The organism is Mycobacterium sp., from assembly GCF_047975165.1.
In the GTDB taxonomy this organism is placed as follows: domain Bacteria; phylum Actinomycetota; class Actinomycetes; order Mycobacteriales; family Mycobacteriaceae; genus Mycobacterium.
Genome location: NZ_JBKECZ010000087.1, coordinates 27,104 through 40,950, shown reverse-complemented (window position 1 = coordinate 40,950; position 13,847 = coordinate 27,104). Strand labels below are relative to the sequence as shown.

At 67.2% G+C, this 13,847-nt stretch carries 14 protein-coding genes and 1 tRNA gene; 9 read left to right on the top strand and 6 right to left on the bottom strand.

What is annotated here, in order from left to right:
* Positions 1–796 precede the first annotated feature (796 nt).
* The 5 genes from ACK5M9_RS08730 (at position 797) to ACK5M9_RS08710 (ending at position 3,594) form a co-directional block, all read left to right on the top strand.
* Complete coding sequence (locus ACK5M9_RS08730) at positions 797–1,375, top strand: hypothetical protein (RefSeq protein ID WP_416892845.1); 579 nt, start codon at positions 797–799, stop codon at positions 1,373–1,375.
* 69 nt (positions 1,376–1,444) lie between these two features.
* Positions 1,445–1,714, top strand: a complete 270-nt coding sequence (locus tag ACK5M9_RS08725; protein ID WP_416892775.1) for a metal-sensitive transcriptional regulator — start codon at positions 1,445–1,447, stop codon at positions 1,712–1,714.
* Between the two features lie 19 nt (positions 1,715–1,733).
* Positions 1,734–2,147: a DUF302 domain-containing protein gene (locus ACK5M9_RS08720; protein ID WP_416892774.1), complete on the top strand. Its 414-nt coding sequence runs from the start codon at positions 1,734–1,736 to the stop codon at positions 2,145–2,147.
* Positions 2,148–2,311: 164 nt separating this feature from the next.
* Positions 2,312–3,022, top strand: coding sequence for a cutinase family protein (locus ACK5M9_RS08715; RefSeq protein WP_416892773.1), 711 nt, complete (start codon positions 2,312–2,314; stop codon positions 3,020–3,022).
* A gap of 17 nt (positions 3,023–3,039) precedes the next feature.
* On the top strand, positions 3,040–3,594 hold the full coding sequence (locus ACK5M9_RS08710) for a pyridoxamine 5'-phosphate oxidase family protein (RefSeq protein ID WP_416892772.1): 555 nt from the start codon (positions 3,040–3,042) through the stop codon (positions 3,592–3,594).
* A gap of 168 nt (positions 3,595–3,762) precedes the next feature.
* Here ACK5M9_RS08710 and ACK5M9_RS08705 read toward each other — a convergent pair whose 3' ends face one another.
* Both ACK5M9_RS08705 and ACK5M9_RS08700 read right to left on the bottom strand, forming a co-directional pair.
* Complete coding sequence (locus tag ACK5M9_RS08705; protein ID WP_416892771.1) at positions 3,763–4,755, bottom strand: ATP-binding cassette domain-containing protein; 993 nt, start codon at positions 4,753–4,755, stop codon at positions 3,763–3,765.
* 3 nt (positions 4,756–4,758) lie between these two features.
* A complete protein-coding gene (locus ACK5M9_RS08700) occupies positions 4,759–5,808 on the bottom strand; it encodes an ABC transporter permease (RefSeq protein WP_416892770.1) in 1,050 nt (349 codons plus the stop codon).
* Positions 5,809–6,188: 380 nt separating this feature from the next.
* Here ACK5M9_RS08700 and ACK5M9_RS08695 point away from each other — a divergent pair, with 380 nt between their 5' ends.
* The 4 genes from ACK5M9_RS08695 (at position 6,189) to ACK5M9_RS08680 (ending at position 10,263) form a co-directional block, all read left to right on the top strand.
* The gene (locus ACK5M9_RS08695; protein ID WP_416892769.1) at positions 6,189–6,950 is read left to right on the top strand and encodes a PP2C family protein-serine/threonine phosphatase; all 762 of its coding nucleotides are present in this window, start codon (positions 6,189–6,191) and stop codon (positions 6,948–6,950) included.
* A 125-nt stretch (positions 6,951–7,075) separates the two neighbouring features.
* Positions 7,076–9,313 (top strand): NADP-dependent isocitrate dehydrogenase, encoded by a 2,238-nt coding sequence (locus ACK5M9_RS08690; protein WP_416892768.1) that lies wholly within the window; start codon positions 7,076–7,078, stop codon positions 9,311–9,313.
* Positions 9,314–9,577: 264 nt separating this feature from the next.
* Positions 9,578–9,832 (top strand): antitoxin, encoded by a 255-nt coding sequence (locus ACK5M9_RS08685; RefSeq protein ID WP_416892767.1) that lies wholly within the window; start codon positions 9,578–9,580, stop codon positions 9,830–9,832.
* The gene (locus ACK5M9_RS08680; protein ID WP_416892766.1) at positions 9,829–10,263 is read left to right on the top strand and encodes a type II toxin-antitoxin system VapC family toxin; all 435 of its coding nucleotides are present in this window, start codon (positions 9,829–9,831) and stop codon (positions 10,261–10,263) included. Before ACK5M9_RS08685 ends, ACK5M9_RS08680 begins: the two co-directional genes overlap by 4 nt.
* 149 nt (positions 10,264–10,412) lie before the next feature.
* Here the strand turns inward: ACK5M9_RS08680 and ACK5M9_RS08675 are convergent, their stop codons facing one another.
* The 4 genes from ACK5M9_RS08675 to ACK5M9_RS08660 form a co-directional block, all read right to left on the bottom strand.
* The gene (locus ACK5M9_RS08675; protein ID WP_416892765.1) at positions 10,413–10,568 is read right to left on the bottom strand and encodes a hypothetical protein; all 156 of its coding nucleotides are present in this window, start codon (positions 10,566–10,568) and stop codon (positions 10,413–10,415) included.
* A 52-nt stretch (positions 10,569–10,620) separates the two neighbouring features.
* On the bottom strand, positions 10,621–12,393 hold the full coding sequence (selB, locus tag ACK5M9_RS08670) for a selenocysteine-specific translation elongation factor (protein WP_416892764.1): 1,773 nt from the start codon (positions 12,391–12,393) through the stop codon (positions 10,621–10,623).
* An 11-nt stretch (positions 12,394–12,404) separates the two neighbouring features.
* A complete protein-coding gene (gene selA / locus ACK5M9_RS08665) occupies positions 12,405–13,712 on the bottom strand; it encodes an L-seryl-tRNA(Sec) selenium transferase (protein ID WP_416892763.1) in 1,308 nt (435 codons plus the stop codon).
* 35 nt (positions 13,713–13,747) lie between these two features.
* Positions 13,748–13,840: transfer RNA gene (locus ACK5M9_RS08660), tRNA-Sec, on the bottom strand.
* Between the last annotated feature and the right edge of the window lie 7 nt (positions 13,841–13,847).

Here is a 13,847-nt window from a genome sequence, read left to right as displayed (position 1 = left end):
AATCGGTCAACCTTACGGAGTTGTCGCGATCGGGTGAACATCACGACATGCGACCTGTGAGATGGAGCACAGCTCGCCGCGCGCGTCGGGCGCATCACACGACAATCGGTGTGCGCCTTCTTTATATCGTCGTCTCACGGCTAACCACACTGTCTCGCAATATATTCCCCATTCGGTTGATTTTGCCAGTAAGCGGGGCAGGAACACGGCGCCGAAGCGGCTGCGCCAGCCCCCAACGCCGGGCCTGAATTCGGACATTTTGCTCAGTACCCAGACGTGAGTGCGAGTCGTTCGCGAGCGTAACGTGGCTGCGATTTCGCGCTCCAGATTTCGCCCTGGCGTTACGCTCGCGAACAAGCGGGCTGAATCGCCCCGGAGCGATTCACCACCGCCGCGCGCGAGGTCGTGCGCGCCTTCACCACGTACGCCACCGCACGAACCTAGCCGTCTGGTCCCCCAAACAGGCCAACTGACCACGCAAACCCACAGGTCAAAGACCCAACGAAGCAGAATCTCGGAGACCGTGTCCGAAGTCAGGCCAGGCTCCCGCCGGCCCGCCGGCCCATCGGCGCAGCTTCCAGCGGCCCAGCGGCCCAGCGGCCCATCCGGAACCCGGCTCGATACCATACCCCCTATGGTATACAGTGGCGGTACTCGTCCCCGCCGCGATGACCTACAGGAGACGCGAATGAACCCCAGGGCGACCAGCACCACCGCCACCACTGACACCACCACCACCAGCAGCACCACCGCCGCCGCCGACACCACCACCGACACCGCGACCACCACCACCGAGGTGACACTGTGGTTGGACCCGGTGTGCCCCTTCTCCTGGAACACCGCCCGCTGGCTGACGAGCGTCGCCGGATCGGCAGGATTCGCCGTCGAATTGCAGCTGATGAACCTGGCAATCCTCAACGAGGGGCACGATGTGCCGCCAGAAAAACAGCCTCAGATGGACGATTCCAAGCGACTCGGCCGACTGATGACCGCAATCCGCACCGAAGTCGGCCCCGAAGGCCTTGCGGCGGCATACTTTGCCTTCGGCAAACAGTACTTCGACCGGTCGGCCGCCCTCGACGATCAACTCGCCGAACACCTTCTCGCCGCCGCCGACGCTCGGCAAACCACCGTTGACGCGCTTGCCGACACCACCTTGGATCCGTCCGTCCGGCAATCCCATCGAGCAGGCCAAGAGGCGCTGGGCGAGACCGGCGGGAGCCCCATCGTGCGGATCAACGGCCAAACATTCTTCGGGCCGGTGCTGACAACAGTGCCGAATCCCGCGGCCGGGCGAGAATTGTTCGACTCGGTGGCGGTATTGGCTGCCACGCCGGAGTTCAGCCAGCTGCAGCGACCCCGTGCGCACCCGTGAGGCGGCCGCACCATTGTGTAAATATACCCCCACGGGTATTGTGAATGACAAGTGCGACGGAGGCAGACGATGAACAGCGACCAAGACAGCGTCAACGCCGTGCTGAATCGGCTGCGCCGCGCCCAGGGGCAACTTGCCGGGGTGATCTCGATGATCGAGCAGGGTCGCGACTGCAAGCAGGTCGTCACCCAACTCGCGGCGGTCTCCCGAGCACTCGACCGCGCCGGGTTCAAGATCGTTGCGTCGGGTCTGCGTGATTGCATCAACGGCACGTCGCACGGCGTCTCGGCGCCACTGACCGAGGCGGAGCTGGAAAAGCTGTTCCTGGCCCTGGCCTGAACGAGAGGAAGGATTCACCATGTCATCGACTCCGCCGGGCACCTGTGCCCTGAGCACCGTCTTGCGCACATCCTTCGACGACGCGGTCGCAAAGACCACCGCCGCACTGTCCGAGCAAGGTTTCGGAGTGCTGACCACCATCGACATCAAGTCCACGCTCAAACAGAAGATCGACAAAGACATGGAGGACTACCTGATCCTCGGCGCGTGCAACCCGTCGCTGGCCTCCCGCGCCCTGGATTCCGACCGGCGGATCGGCCAGCTGCTGCCCTGCAATGTTGTGGTGCGAGCCAACACCTCCGGCGGCGGGATCCTTGTCGAGGCGATGGATCCGCAACTGATGGTCGCCGTCATGGATGAAGCCGGTCTGCAACCCGTTGCCGACGAGGCCGCAGCGAAACTGCGTGCCGCGATCAGCACCCTCGCCGGGTAGCAGGTAGCCGCCGCACCCGGTACCGGCCAGGGCCTGCCTTGCAGGAGCACGCGCGCAATGGTCGCGGCGGGCAATTCGGCGTCGCGAAACGTTATGGAAAAATTCTAGCCATCGTTATGCGCGTTGGGGTTTCGCACACGCCTGATGGGGGGACTATAGATACCATGATCGCTCGCATTCTAGGTTCCGTGGCCGCCGTTGCCGCTGGCCTCAGTTCGGCCGTCATCACCTCCGCCACCCCTACCGCATCCGCCGCACCCTGCCCCGACGTCCACGTGATGTTCGCCCGCGGCACCGACGAGGACCCCGGCGTGGGCCCGACGGGTCAGGCATTCGTCGACGCGCTACTCCCGCGTGTCCCCGGGAAATCGCTGGACGTCTACGCCGTCGACTATCCGGCTACCGAAGAGTGGGCCACCGGCATCGAAGGTATCAGAGATGCTGGGACACACCTGGTTTCGATGGTGGGATCCTGCCCCGACACCCAGATGGTGCTCGGCGGCTTCTCGCAGGGCGCGGCGGTGATGGGCTTCGTCACCTCCGCGGTGGTTCCCTACGGTATCGACCCGGTGACAGTGCCCAGGCCATTGGATCCCGAGGTGGCCGAGCACGTCTCATCGGTGGTGCTGTTCGGGGCGCCGAACGCCCGAGCGATGGAGTTCCTCGGCACGCCGGCGTTCGAAATCGGCCCGCTGTACCAGGCCAAGACCATCCAGGTGTGCGCGCCAGAGGATCCGGTGTGCTCGGACGGGATGAACTTCGCCGCACACACGTCCTACCCGAACGACGCCGCGATGATCGACGAAGGGGCTGCGTTCGCCGCGGCGCGCCTTGGCGGCGCTTCCGCTCCGGCCCCAGCTGGGTTCGGCGACTAGCGAGTAGGTTGAGCGGCATGCTCCTGCCGCTGGCGCCCCAGCCCTACACGCCTCCGACCGACCGCGACATGCTCCCTTCCGAGCGTAGGGAATTCGTACACACCCACCGCACCGCGGTATTCGGTTACCGCCGCCGCAACGACGGACCGGCGATGTCCGTCGTCTACTACATCCCCACCGACGGCGATGAACTGCTCGTGTCCACCATGGCCGGCCGGGGCAAAGCCCGCGTAGTCGCGCGCGACGGCAAGGTCAGCCTTTGCGTCCTGGACGAGCGTTGGCCATTCAGCTACCTGCAGGTCTATGCGGACGCGACCGTCGACGCCGACCGTGCACTGTCGATCGACGTCATGATGGCCGTTGCCGGGCGCATGTCGGGACAGCCCGTCGGCGAAGAGGGGCGCCCGGCCGTCACCGCAATGTGCGAGCGTGAGCAACGGGTGGTGATCCGTTGCCGGCCCTACTCGACGTTCGTCACGCCCCCGCGCCACCTGTACAGCAACGAGCAGGTGGAGCAGCTGTCCCACTGGGCCTCCGGCGTTCTGCCCTGGAATGCCCCTGACTCGTCATGATCGCTGCGGACGAACCGATCGGTGTGCCGCACGGACCCCGACGCACGGCGTGCGGCCGCCGAGCGTCGGTGTATCACAATGCTTGTCGGCACTGGCGCAACCCCAATGGCAGGGGCCTGCGCGAATGGCTCGCCCGGTTCGGGTAGTCACCCGTCGTCGCCGGGCGGACTAGTCCCTGTTAAGTGCCACGTGGCGGATCAGGTCGCCCAGTCCGCTCCCGCCGAGGATCTCACGGAACACCTGGGCGGTGTAGCCCGTCACCTTCGCGTCGGTGCAAGCACGGGCAGTGGCCGAACGCGGCATGTGAAACAACACGCCCATCTCGCCGAAATAGTCGCCGGGCCCGCAGATCCGGATCAATTCCTCGCTGCCGTCGGCCATTTCGTGCACCAACTCGATTTCACCCTCGGTCACCACATAGATCAGCTCACCCATCGTGCTCTGCTCGAAGAGAGACACACCGGCCTTCAGCGTGAATTCTTCCGGTGGCCGTTCCGCATCGGCGAAGTTCGGCGTCAACTCCACGACCCGGTCGGCCATCGGTAGCATTCTGGCGTCGTGGGTCGCCACCACCACCACGCGGTTGCCTTCGGCGAGCTCGCGGATCAACCGCAGCACCTCCTCGACCTGGATGAAATCCAGATGCGCCGTCGGTTCGTCGGCGAGGATCAGCGGCGGATCCAGCGCGATCGCCCGCGCGACCGCGACGCGCTGCTGCTGGCCACCGCTCAAGTCACCCGGCCGGTGCTTCATGCGGTCGCCGAGATTGACCCGTTCGAGCAATTCCACTGCCCGCCTGCGTGATTCGCGACGCGATTTTCCGGCCGACCGCAGCGGCACCATCACGTTCTCCAGTGCGCTCAGGCTTGGCACCAGGTTGAACGCCTGGAATACGATCCCGACCTTGTTCCGGCGGTATTCCGCCAGCGCCGGACCCTCCAGCGTCGTTATGTCGACGTCTTCGAACTTGATCGCACCCGATTTGGGCCGCAGGATACCGCCCAGACACGACAGCAACGTCGTCTTCCCACAGCCGCTCGGTCCCAGCAGAATCACCAGGGACCCGGCAGCCACATCCAAGTCCAGACCGTTGATCGGCCGCAGGGCATAGCCGCCGCTGTAGTACTCGACAACCAGGTCTTGAATACTGAGATCGCCCACGGCTCAAGGACCTCCGAACGCTCGGGCGGGATCGATGGTCACCACGCGCCGCAACCCCGCAAGACTGCCCAACACTCCGATAACGACCGCGAGCACCGGCAACAGCATATAGGCGCCCGTCGGAACCACGACGACCATCGGAAAAAGCGGCGCCAATAGCTTCCCCAGCAGAACACCGACAGCCGCAGACAGGAACGAGATCACCAGGGCCTGCAGCATCAGTCCCGCCAGAATCGAGCGCGAACGGGTGCCGATCGCCTTGAACACCGCGAAGTCGCGAACCCGTTCCAGCGCGGACAGATAGATAACCGATCCGACGATCAGGGCTGCCACGATCCACAACCGCACGGCCACAATGCTGATCGAGTTCACCGCAACCTTCAGCGGGCGGATCAGGTCATTGACCGCACCCGTCCGATCGTAGGTCTGGTAGCCGCCCGGCAGTGACCGGGGATCGCCGTCGACGCCGATCGAGGTGACCATGGGCGCCCCGTTGTAGGACACCTCCTGCAGGCCCTTGATGGTCAGGAAGATGTTGGGAATCTTTGCCAGCGCAGTCGAATTGGGCACGATACCGACAATCCGCAGTTTATGCGAACCGACCTCGATGGTGTCGCCGATGTGGCGGCCGAGCACGCTCGACGCCGCCACCTCGTCCACCGCGGACGGCGCCCGCCCCTCGGAAACCTGTGGCATGCCGGGTCCGTGTTCGGGTGCGCCGAAGGCCGTCACGTTGCGGGTGGAGGAGCCTTCCTTCATGATCGTCCCGACACAGCCCAACGGCGCCGCCGCCGTCACCCCGGCTTCGGATCGAATCCGGTTCAGGTCAACAGCAGGGAACGGCGTCGAACCCAGAAACGGCCCGGCGGAGCCTTCCTTCACCACGAACACGTCGACCCCCAGCGAATCAACGGTCTCGGTGGCCTCGACTCGAAAGCCGTTCGCCAACCCGCTCATCACCAGCGTCATGCCGAAGATCAGCCCCGTACTGACAATCGTGATGAGAAGCCGACGTTTACGCCATTGCATATCTCGCAGCGCAGCAAAGAGCATTGCTCGACGCTACCAATGCACACAAGCCCGTACATAGCCCTTGGGTCGCGAACCCGCAAAAGCCCGACCGGCTACAACGAGCCAACGGGCACACGCATACCCACAGCCCCGACCCCACCCGGTAACGTGCCCACCCGGGACATCCGGGTACGTCCGGGCATGCAGCCCGGCCCGGACCAGCCTCGCCCAGCGCGGGCGGAGCTGCCCGACGACGAGCGGCGGGTGATCGGCATGTACCGCGGCCTGGCGCGTGTCCGGAACCGATCGGTGGGCGAGTGCGCAATCAACGGCGGCGTCGCCGTTCCGGGACGGGATCGGCCGGGACCGAACCTGCCGGGTCGGGATCAGGCAGGACGGGCTCGGCCGGGTCGGGATCGGGCATGACGGCCGGGGGCTCAGTCCGGTTCGCCGGACTCAGCGACGTCGGCCGGTGGCGTGAGGCCAATCAGGATCACTGGGGTGCACACCTGGACAGCGATTCCCCGCGATCGCTGTTCATGCTCGCCGACGGGATCGCCCGTAGTACCGACGGAGCGCTCGCCGCTCACCTGGTGGTCGCAATGCTGCCCGGCTATGTGGCCCGTCATCTACGGCCCGAGGCCGAGCTCGCACCGGAAGCACTGGGCCGTGCGGTAGTCGAATACTGCGACGGCTTCCGGGACTACGCCGCCACCGATGACCGTGCGGCGGGGGCCGACACGACGCTGGTGGCGGTGGTCGTCGAAGGGTTGCGCGCACTGATCGCCCATCTGGGTGATAGCCGCGCCTATCTGTTCCGGGAGCAGGCGATCGAACAGCTGACCCGCGATCACAGCGTGATCCAGGATCTGATCGACGCCGGGACGGTCACCGTCGAAGAGGCCGCCTACCACCCCGCCCGCGCGGTAATCACCCGCCACGTGGCCATGTACCCGCGTCCACTACCCGACACCGCCGCGATAGAGCTGGCGCCGGGCGACCGGATCCTGCTGTCCAGCGATGGGCTGCACGGAGTAATCGACGACGAGACCCTGGCACAGATCCTGGAGTCCCACGCCGACCCCGCCGAAGCCTGCGCGGCGATGATCGAGGCCGCCAACGAAGCCGGCGGGCCCGACAACATCACCGCAGTGGTCATCGACATACCGCGAGACGACACCTAGCGGCCCCGGTCCGGCCGGAAACCGGATGGTTCACTCCCAGTTACGGTCGGATAGGGTCGACGGTGTGGCGGACGATTCATCGACCCGCTCACAATCTGACCGACACTGACGCCGGGAGAATACGCATGAGCGCCGAGCAGCCGACCATCATCTACACGCTGACCGACGAGGCGCCGCTTCTGGCGACCTACTCCTTCCTCCCGATTGTGCGAGCCTTCGCCGAGCCCGCCGGTATCCACATCAAAACCAGTGACATCTCCGTGGCAGCGCGCATCCTGGCCAAGTTCGGAGACCACCTGGACGAAGGTCAACGCGTTCCCGACAATCTGGCGGACCTGGGTCGGCTGACCCAGGATCCCGAGACCAACATCATCAAGCTGCCCAACATCAGTGCCTCGGTGCCGCAGCTGGTTTCCGCCATCAAGGAGTTGCAGGACAAGGGCTACAACATTCCGGATTTTCCGGAGAACCCGAAGACCGAAGAGGAAGAGGAAATCCGCAAACGCTACGGCTCCTGCCTGGGCAGTGCGGTGAACCCGGTCCTGCGGGAAGGGAATTCAGACCGTCGCGCACCCAAAGCGGTCAAACAGTATGCCCGCAATCACCCACACAGCATGGGCGAATGGTCGATGGCGTCCCGGACGCACGTGGCGACCATGAAGCACGGCGACTTCTACCACGGCGAGAAGTCGATGACGGTGGACCGCGCCCGCGAGGTGAGGATGGAGCTGCAGACCACCGGTGGTGAGACCCTGGTGCTCAAGCCCAGCGTGCCACTGCTTGCCGGCGACATCATCGACAGCATGTTCATGAGCAAAAAGGCACTGTGCGAATTCTACGAAGAGCAGATGGATGACGCCTACAAGACCGGCGTGATGTTCTCCCTGCACGTCAAAGCGACCATGATGAAGGTCTCGCATCCCATCGTCTTCGGCCATGCGGTGCGCATCTTCTACAAGGAGGCGTTCGAAAAGCACCAGGCACTGTTCGACGAGTTGGGCGTCAACGTCAACAACGGGTTGGTCGACCTCTACAACAAGATCGAGTCGCTGCCGGCGTCACTCCACGATGAGATTATCCGCGACCTGCACGCCTGCCACGAACACCGCCCCGAGCTGGCGATGGTCGATTCCGCCAAGGGAATCACGAACTTTCATTCGCCCAGCGACGTGATCGTCGATGCCTCCATGCCCGCCATGATCCGCGCCGGCGGCAAGATGTGGGGCGCCGACGGACGGACGAAGGACACCAAGGCGGTGAATCCGGAGTCCACGTTTGCGCGTATCTACCAGGAGATCATCAACTTCTGCAAGACCAACGGCGCGTTCGATCCGGTCACCATGGGCACCGTCCCCAACGTGGGCCTGATGGCCCAGCGGGCCGAGGAATACGGCTCGCACGACAAGACTTTCGAGATTTCGGCAACCGGGGTGGCCAACATCGTCGACGTCGAGACCGGCGAGGTCCTGCTCACGCAGAACGTGGAGGAGGGTGACATCTGGAGGATGCCAATTGTGCGGGACGAGCCGATCCGCGACTGGGTCAAGCTGGCCGTGAACCGCGCCCGCGCTTCCGGCATGCCGGTGTTGTTCTGGCTCGACCCGTACCGGCCGCATGAGAACGAGCTGATCACCAAGGTCGACACCTACCTCAAGGAACACGACACCGAGGGCTTGGACATCCAGGTCATGTCGCAGGTGCGTGCCATGCGCTACACGATCGAACGGCAGATCCGCGGGCTGGACACCATCGCCGCCACCGGCAACATCCTGCGCGACTACCTGACCGACCTGTTCCCCATCCTGGAGCTGGGGACCAGCGCCAAGATGCTGTCGATCGTCCCGCTGATGGCCGGCGGTGGAATGTACGAAACCGGGGCGGGCGGTTCGGCGCCCAAGCACGTCCACCAGCTGGTGGAGGAAAACCACCTGCGCTGGGACTCACTCGGCGAATTCCTGGCGCTGGGAGCGTGTTTCGAGGACCTCGGCATCAAGACCGGCAATCAGCGGGCCAGGATTTTGGGCGAGACGCTGGACGCCGCCATCAGCACGTTGCTGGAGAACGACAAAGGCCCGTCGCGCAAGGCCGGCGAACTCGACAACCGGGGCAGTCAGTTCTATCTCGCCATGTATTGGGCTCAAGAACTTGCCGCCCAGGACGAAGACAGTGGATTGAAGAAGCACTTCGCTCCCATGGCCAAGGCACTGGCCGAGAACGAGGACCGGATCGTGGCCGAACTCAACCAGGTGCAGGGTGCGGCAGCGGATATCGGCGGCTACTACTATCCCGACCCGGACAAGACCTCGGCGGTGATGCGGCCGAGCAAGACGCTCAACGACACGCTGGCCGCGTTGCAGGCCTGACGGGTTGGGGCCCCGCGCCCGGGGCGGCGCCCACCAGAATCGCCGAGCGTAACGCCAAGGCGAAAAACCACCGGAAAAAACGCACTGACGTTACGCTCGCGCGCGGCCGCCGCACTAGCGTTACGCCCGCGCGCGGCCGTGGCGCGGCCGCCGCGCCCAAGCGCCCCAACGCCCCCGCACCCCCGCGCCCCAGCGCCCCAGCGCCCGCTCGGGCTTCGAATTTTGACAGCATGCTGTCATGTTCCCTGATGCTATGTTGTCAAAATGCGGACGACAGTGACATTGGATGACGACACCCTCGTCGTCATCCGGCGTCTGATGCGTGATCGCGGGGTGTCGTTCAAACAGGCCCTCAACGACGCCATACGCGCCGGCGCCCAGGATCGCCCGCCGCCCCAACGGTTCGAGACCCAAGTCGCGGACCTCGGAGTTCCGGCCATCGATCTGGACCGGGCGCTCCAGGTAGCCGCAGATCTCGAGGACCAGGAGCTGATCCGTCTTCAACGGCGCGACGCGTGAAGATCGTCGACGCCAACGTCCTTATCTACGCGGTCAATTCGGCAAGCGCACACCATGGTGCGAGTCGTCGCTGGCTGGACTGGGCGCTGTCAGGCGCCGATACCGTCGGCCTGGCATGGGTTCCGATGCTGGCGTTCCTCCGCCTAACGACCAGGCCCGGTGTGTTTCCGACACCGCTGACGCCGACGCTCGCGGTGCAGCAGGTCCAGCAGTGGTGCGCGGCGCCCAGCGCGGTGCAGGTGCACCCGACGGCCCGACATACCGACGTGCTGACGGGCCTGCTGGGGCGGGTCGGGACGGGCGGCAACCTGGTCAACGACGCTCACCTGGCCGCGCTGGCGGTGGAGCATCGGGCCGGAATCGTCAGCTACGACACGGATTTCGCCAGGTTTCCCGGTGTGCGGTGGGACACTCCCGAAGACCTGCTCTGAGCGGCGTGCCCCCCGGCCGCCGGCCACCCTGTCCCCTGCCAGACCCCAGCCTCGCCGAACGTGTAACTACTGCGGAAAAACAGCGAAAAAACCGCAGTAGTGACACGCTCGGCGCGGCAGAGCGGAAAATCGCCGAAAACCCGCAGTGGCTACACGCTCGGCGCGGCAGAGTCGCCGGTGTCGCCGACGGGATGCCCCTCACACCACTGATCAGCGGGCACCGTGCTGCGGACTTCGTCTATGTGCTGCCCGCAGCCCTCCCACGTCGTCTTTCCGCAGACACCGCACCGCACCGCCTTGCACATGTGTTCTCCTCGCCGCGCGACCGCGCGCGCCTGAATAGTTCGGACCCCGGCGTCAGCGTACGACCTCACGGTGGCCGGCATCCACCCGGCGCGTCCAGCCGCGGGCGTCGAGGTGTTCCAGCAGCGGTATTGCGACCCGGCGGGTGGTTCCCAGCGCCCGGCGCGCCTGGCTGGCGGTGAACGGCTGCGCCAGCCGGGATAATTCCCGCATCGCCAGCGCGGGGGCCGTCGGCAGCAAAACCAGGCCGTCGCACAGCCGCAGCAACCGCCCGGCGCGCTCGGCCGCGGCCAGTTCGCGGCCACCCAACGCCAGCGCCTGCAATTCGTAGGCCTCCGGCGCCCGGAACGGCTCCGCATCCAGCCGCTCCTCGACTTCGCTCACCGCCGCTTCGGCCTCCCCGAGACCGGCGCCACCCAGCATCCGGATGTGACCTCCTCGCTGCTCAAGGCCCGCCTCCTCCACCACGGCGTCGAGCAGCGCCTCGTCGGGCAGTGCCAGCAGGTCGCGGGCAGCACCGCGAGAAAGCCCATTGGCCAACGGATCCCGGGCGTGCAAAGTACAAACCGCATCCGCCAGCTGCTGCCGCCAAGCGGCATGGGTCGCCTCATGCACCCACCAGCCCGCCAGCACCCGCACCCCGGCGGGAACCTCGTCGACAGGAACGCCCAGCCGGCTCAGATGACTTTCGCGCACGGCGCCGCGACGAGCCACCTCGATGCCCACCGAGCCGGCGGCGGTCATCTCACCCAGCGTCACCGCCCGGCGGGCTCCCTCGCCGCGCCGCCGCAACTCCGGCGGGTCGGCGTCGAGTACCAGCGCCCCGCCTAGCACCCGGTGGGTGCCGGGATCGCGCAGCACCAGCCGGTCTCCGAGCACGAGCGGGAGCCGACGGTCGAGGGTGAGCCGTCCGTGGTCGATGCCGAAAGGGCGCAGCCGGGCGGGCACTGCCGCGGTTCCGACGTGCGCGACCAGTCGCTCCGGGGCCTCGGTCCACCGGCCTCCGGTAGTTCGCCGCACATCCAGGACCCCGGTGCTGGGCCAGGCGTTCGGGGTCACCAGCGCATCGCCCCGGCCCACGGCGTCGCGGGAGATGCCGCGCAGGTTCAGCGCCACCCGTGCCACCGGCCCCAGCTCCGGATACGGCTCGCCGCGGCTCTGCAGTTCGCGGACCACCACCTCGTCCCGGCGTTGCTCACCGGACAAAGCCAGCCGGTCGCCGCGCGCAATCGTTCCGGCGGACAGCGTCCCGGTGACCACGGTGCCCGCGCCGGCGATGGTGAAGGATCGGTCGACCCACAGCCGCAGGCGGGCGTCAGTCTCGGGTGCGGGCACCCGGGCCAGCAAGGCATCGAGTGCGGCCCGCAGATCATCGAGGCCGGTGCCGTCGACCGCCGAGACGACGACACCGGGAACCTCGTCCCAGCCGGCCGGGGCCAGCTCGGCCCGGGCTTGGGCGAGCACGTCTGCGGCCCGCTGCGGCGCCCGGTCGGCGCGGGTGACCGCGATGAGACCGTGCCGGATGCCCAGGGCTGTGATCGCGTCGCGGTGATCGCTGGACTGCGCCTGCCAGCCCTCGTCGGCGGCGACGACGAAGCAGACCACCGGCGCCGGGCCCAGGCCGGCCAGGGTGTTGGCCAGGAAACGCTGATGTCCCGGAACGTCGACGAAGGCGACGTCGCGTCCCGAGGGCAGTGTCGTCCAGGCGAAGCCGAGGTCGATGGTCAGCCCGCGGCGGCGCTCTTGCTCCCAGCGGTCGGGTTCCATGCCGGTCAGCGCGCGGATGAGGGTGCTTTTACCGTGGTCGACGTGCCCGGCGGTGGCCACCACATGGCTGCTCAGGGGTCTGTGCCCAACGCGTCGCGGACGGCGGCGAGCAGCCGGTCGTCATCGGATTCCGGGATACAGCGCAGGTCCAGCAGGCAGGCGCCGGCGTGCACCCGCGGCAGCACCGCCGGGTCGCCGGCACGCAACGCGGCGGCCGCGGATTCCGGCAGTCGCACCGCCCACCCCGGCAGCGGTACACCGGGGGCGCCGCCGCCGCCGACCCGGCCGTCGTGTGCGACGACGACAGCGCCGACCGCTGCGGCCAGCCTTTCGGCCCTCATCCGCAGCCCCGCCGGGTCGGCGTGCAGGGCCTGTGTCACCGGGGAGGAGCCGCCGCACAGGGTCGCCTCCAGTGCCGCCAGGGTGAGTTTGTCGGCGCGCACCGCGCGCGCCAGCGGGTGGCGCGCCATCCGGTTCACCGCCTCCGCGCGGCCCAGGACGATGCCGGCCTGCGGGCCGCCGAGCAGCTTGTCGCCGCTGGCGGTGATCACGTCGGCGCCCTCGGACAGGGCGGTAGAGGCGTCCGGTTCGCCGGGCAGCAGCGGGTCGGGTGTCAGCAGGCCGCTGCCCAGGTCGGCGATCAGCGGGATGCCCCGCTCACCGGCCAGCGGGCTGAGTTCGGTGAGGCCGACGGCGGCGGTGAAGCCCTCGACCCGGAAGTTGCTCTGGTGCACCTTGAGCAGGCATCCGGTCTCCGGGCCGATCGCGTCGGCGTAGTCGGCGAGGTTCGTACGGTTGGTGGTACCGACTTCGCGCAGCCGGGCGCCGGTGGCGGCGATCAGCTCGGGCAGCCGGAAACCCGCGCCGATCTCGATCAGCTCCCCGCGGCTGACCACCACCTCCTTGCCGCCGGCCAGCGCGGTCGTGGCCAGTACCAGCGCGGCGGCGCCGTTGTTGACGACGAGCGCGTCGCCGGCGGCCGGGCAGGCGGCCAGCAGCGCCTCCCGAAGAGCGACCGCCCGTCGGGAACGGCTCCCGGTGGCTAGGTCGAGTTCGACGTCGACGTAGCCGCTCGCGGCCACCAGTGCCTCGACCGCGGCCGGCGACAGCGGTGCCCGACCCAGATTGGTGTGCACGACCACCCCGGTGGCGTTGAGGACGGGGCGCAACCGGGTGGCCGTCCTCCCGTCCAGGGCTTGGGTCACGGCGTCGGGAACCTGCTCGGGCGCCAGATCGCCGCCGCGCGCCCGGTCCTGCACGCCGCGCACCACGCCCAGCACGACACTCTCCCCCAGCCGCGCCAGCGCCTGGCGCGCCGCGGGTAGCGCCATCAGCTGATCGGTGCGTGGAATCAGCCGGCGCGGGTCGACGTGCGTCACGTGTCCTGCCGGCCTCCTCGTCAGACACCGATTCGCGGAGGCGGACGGGAATCGAACCCGCCAGACCGAGCTACTCGGCCTCACCGGTTTTGACGACCGGGGGGACCACCAGGAACCCAAACGCCTCCACCGGTA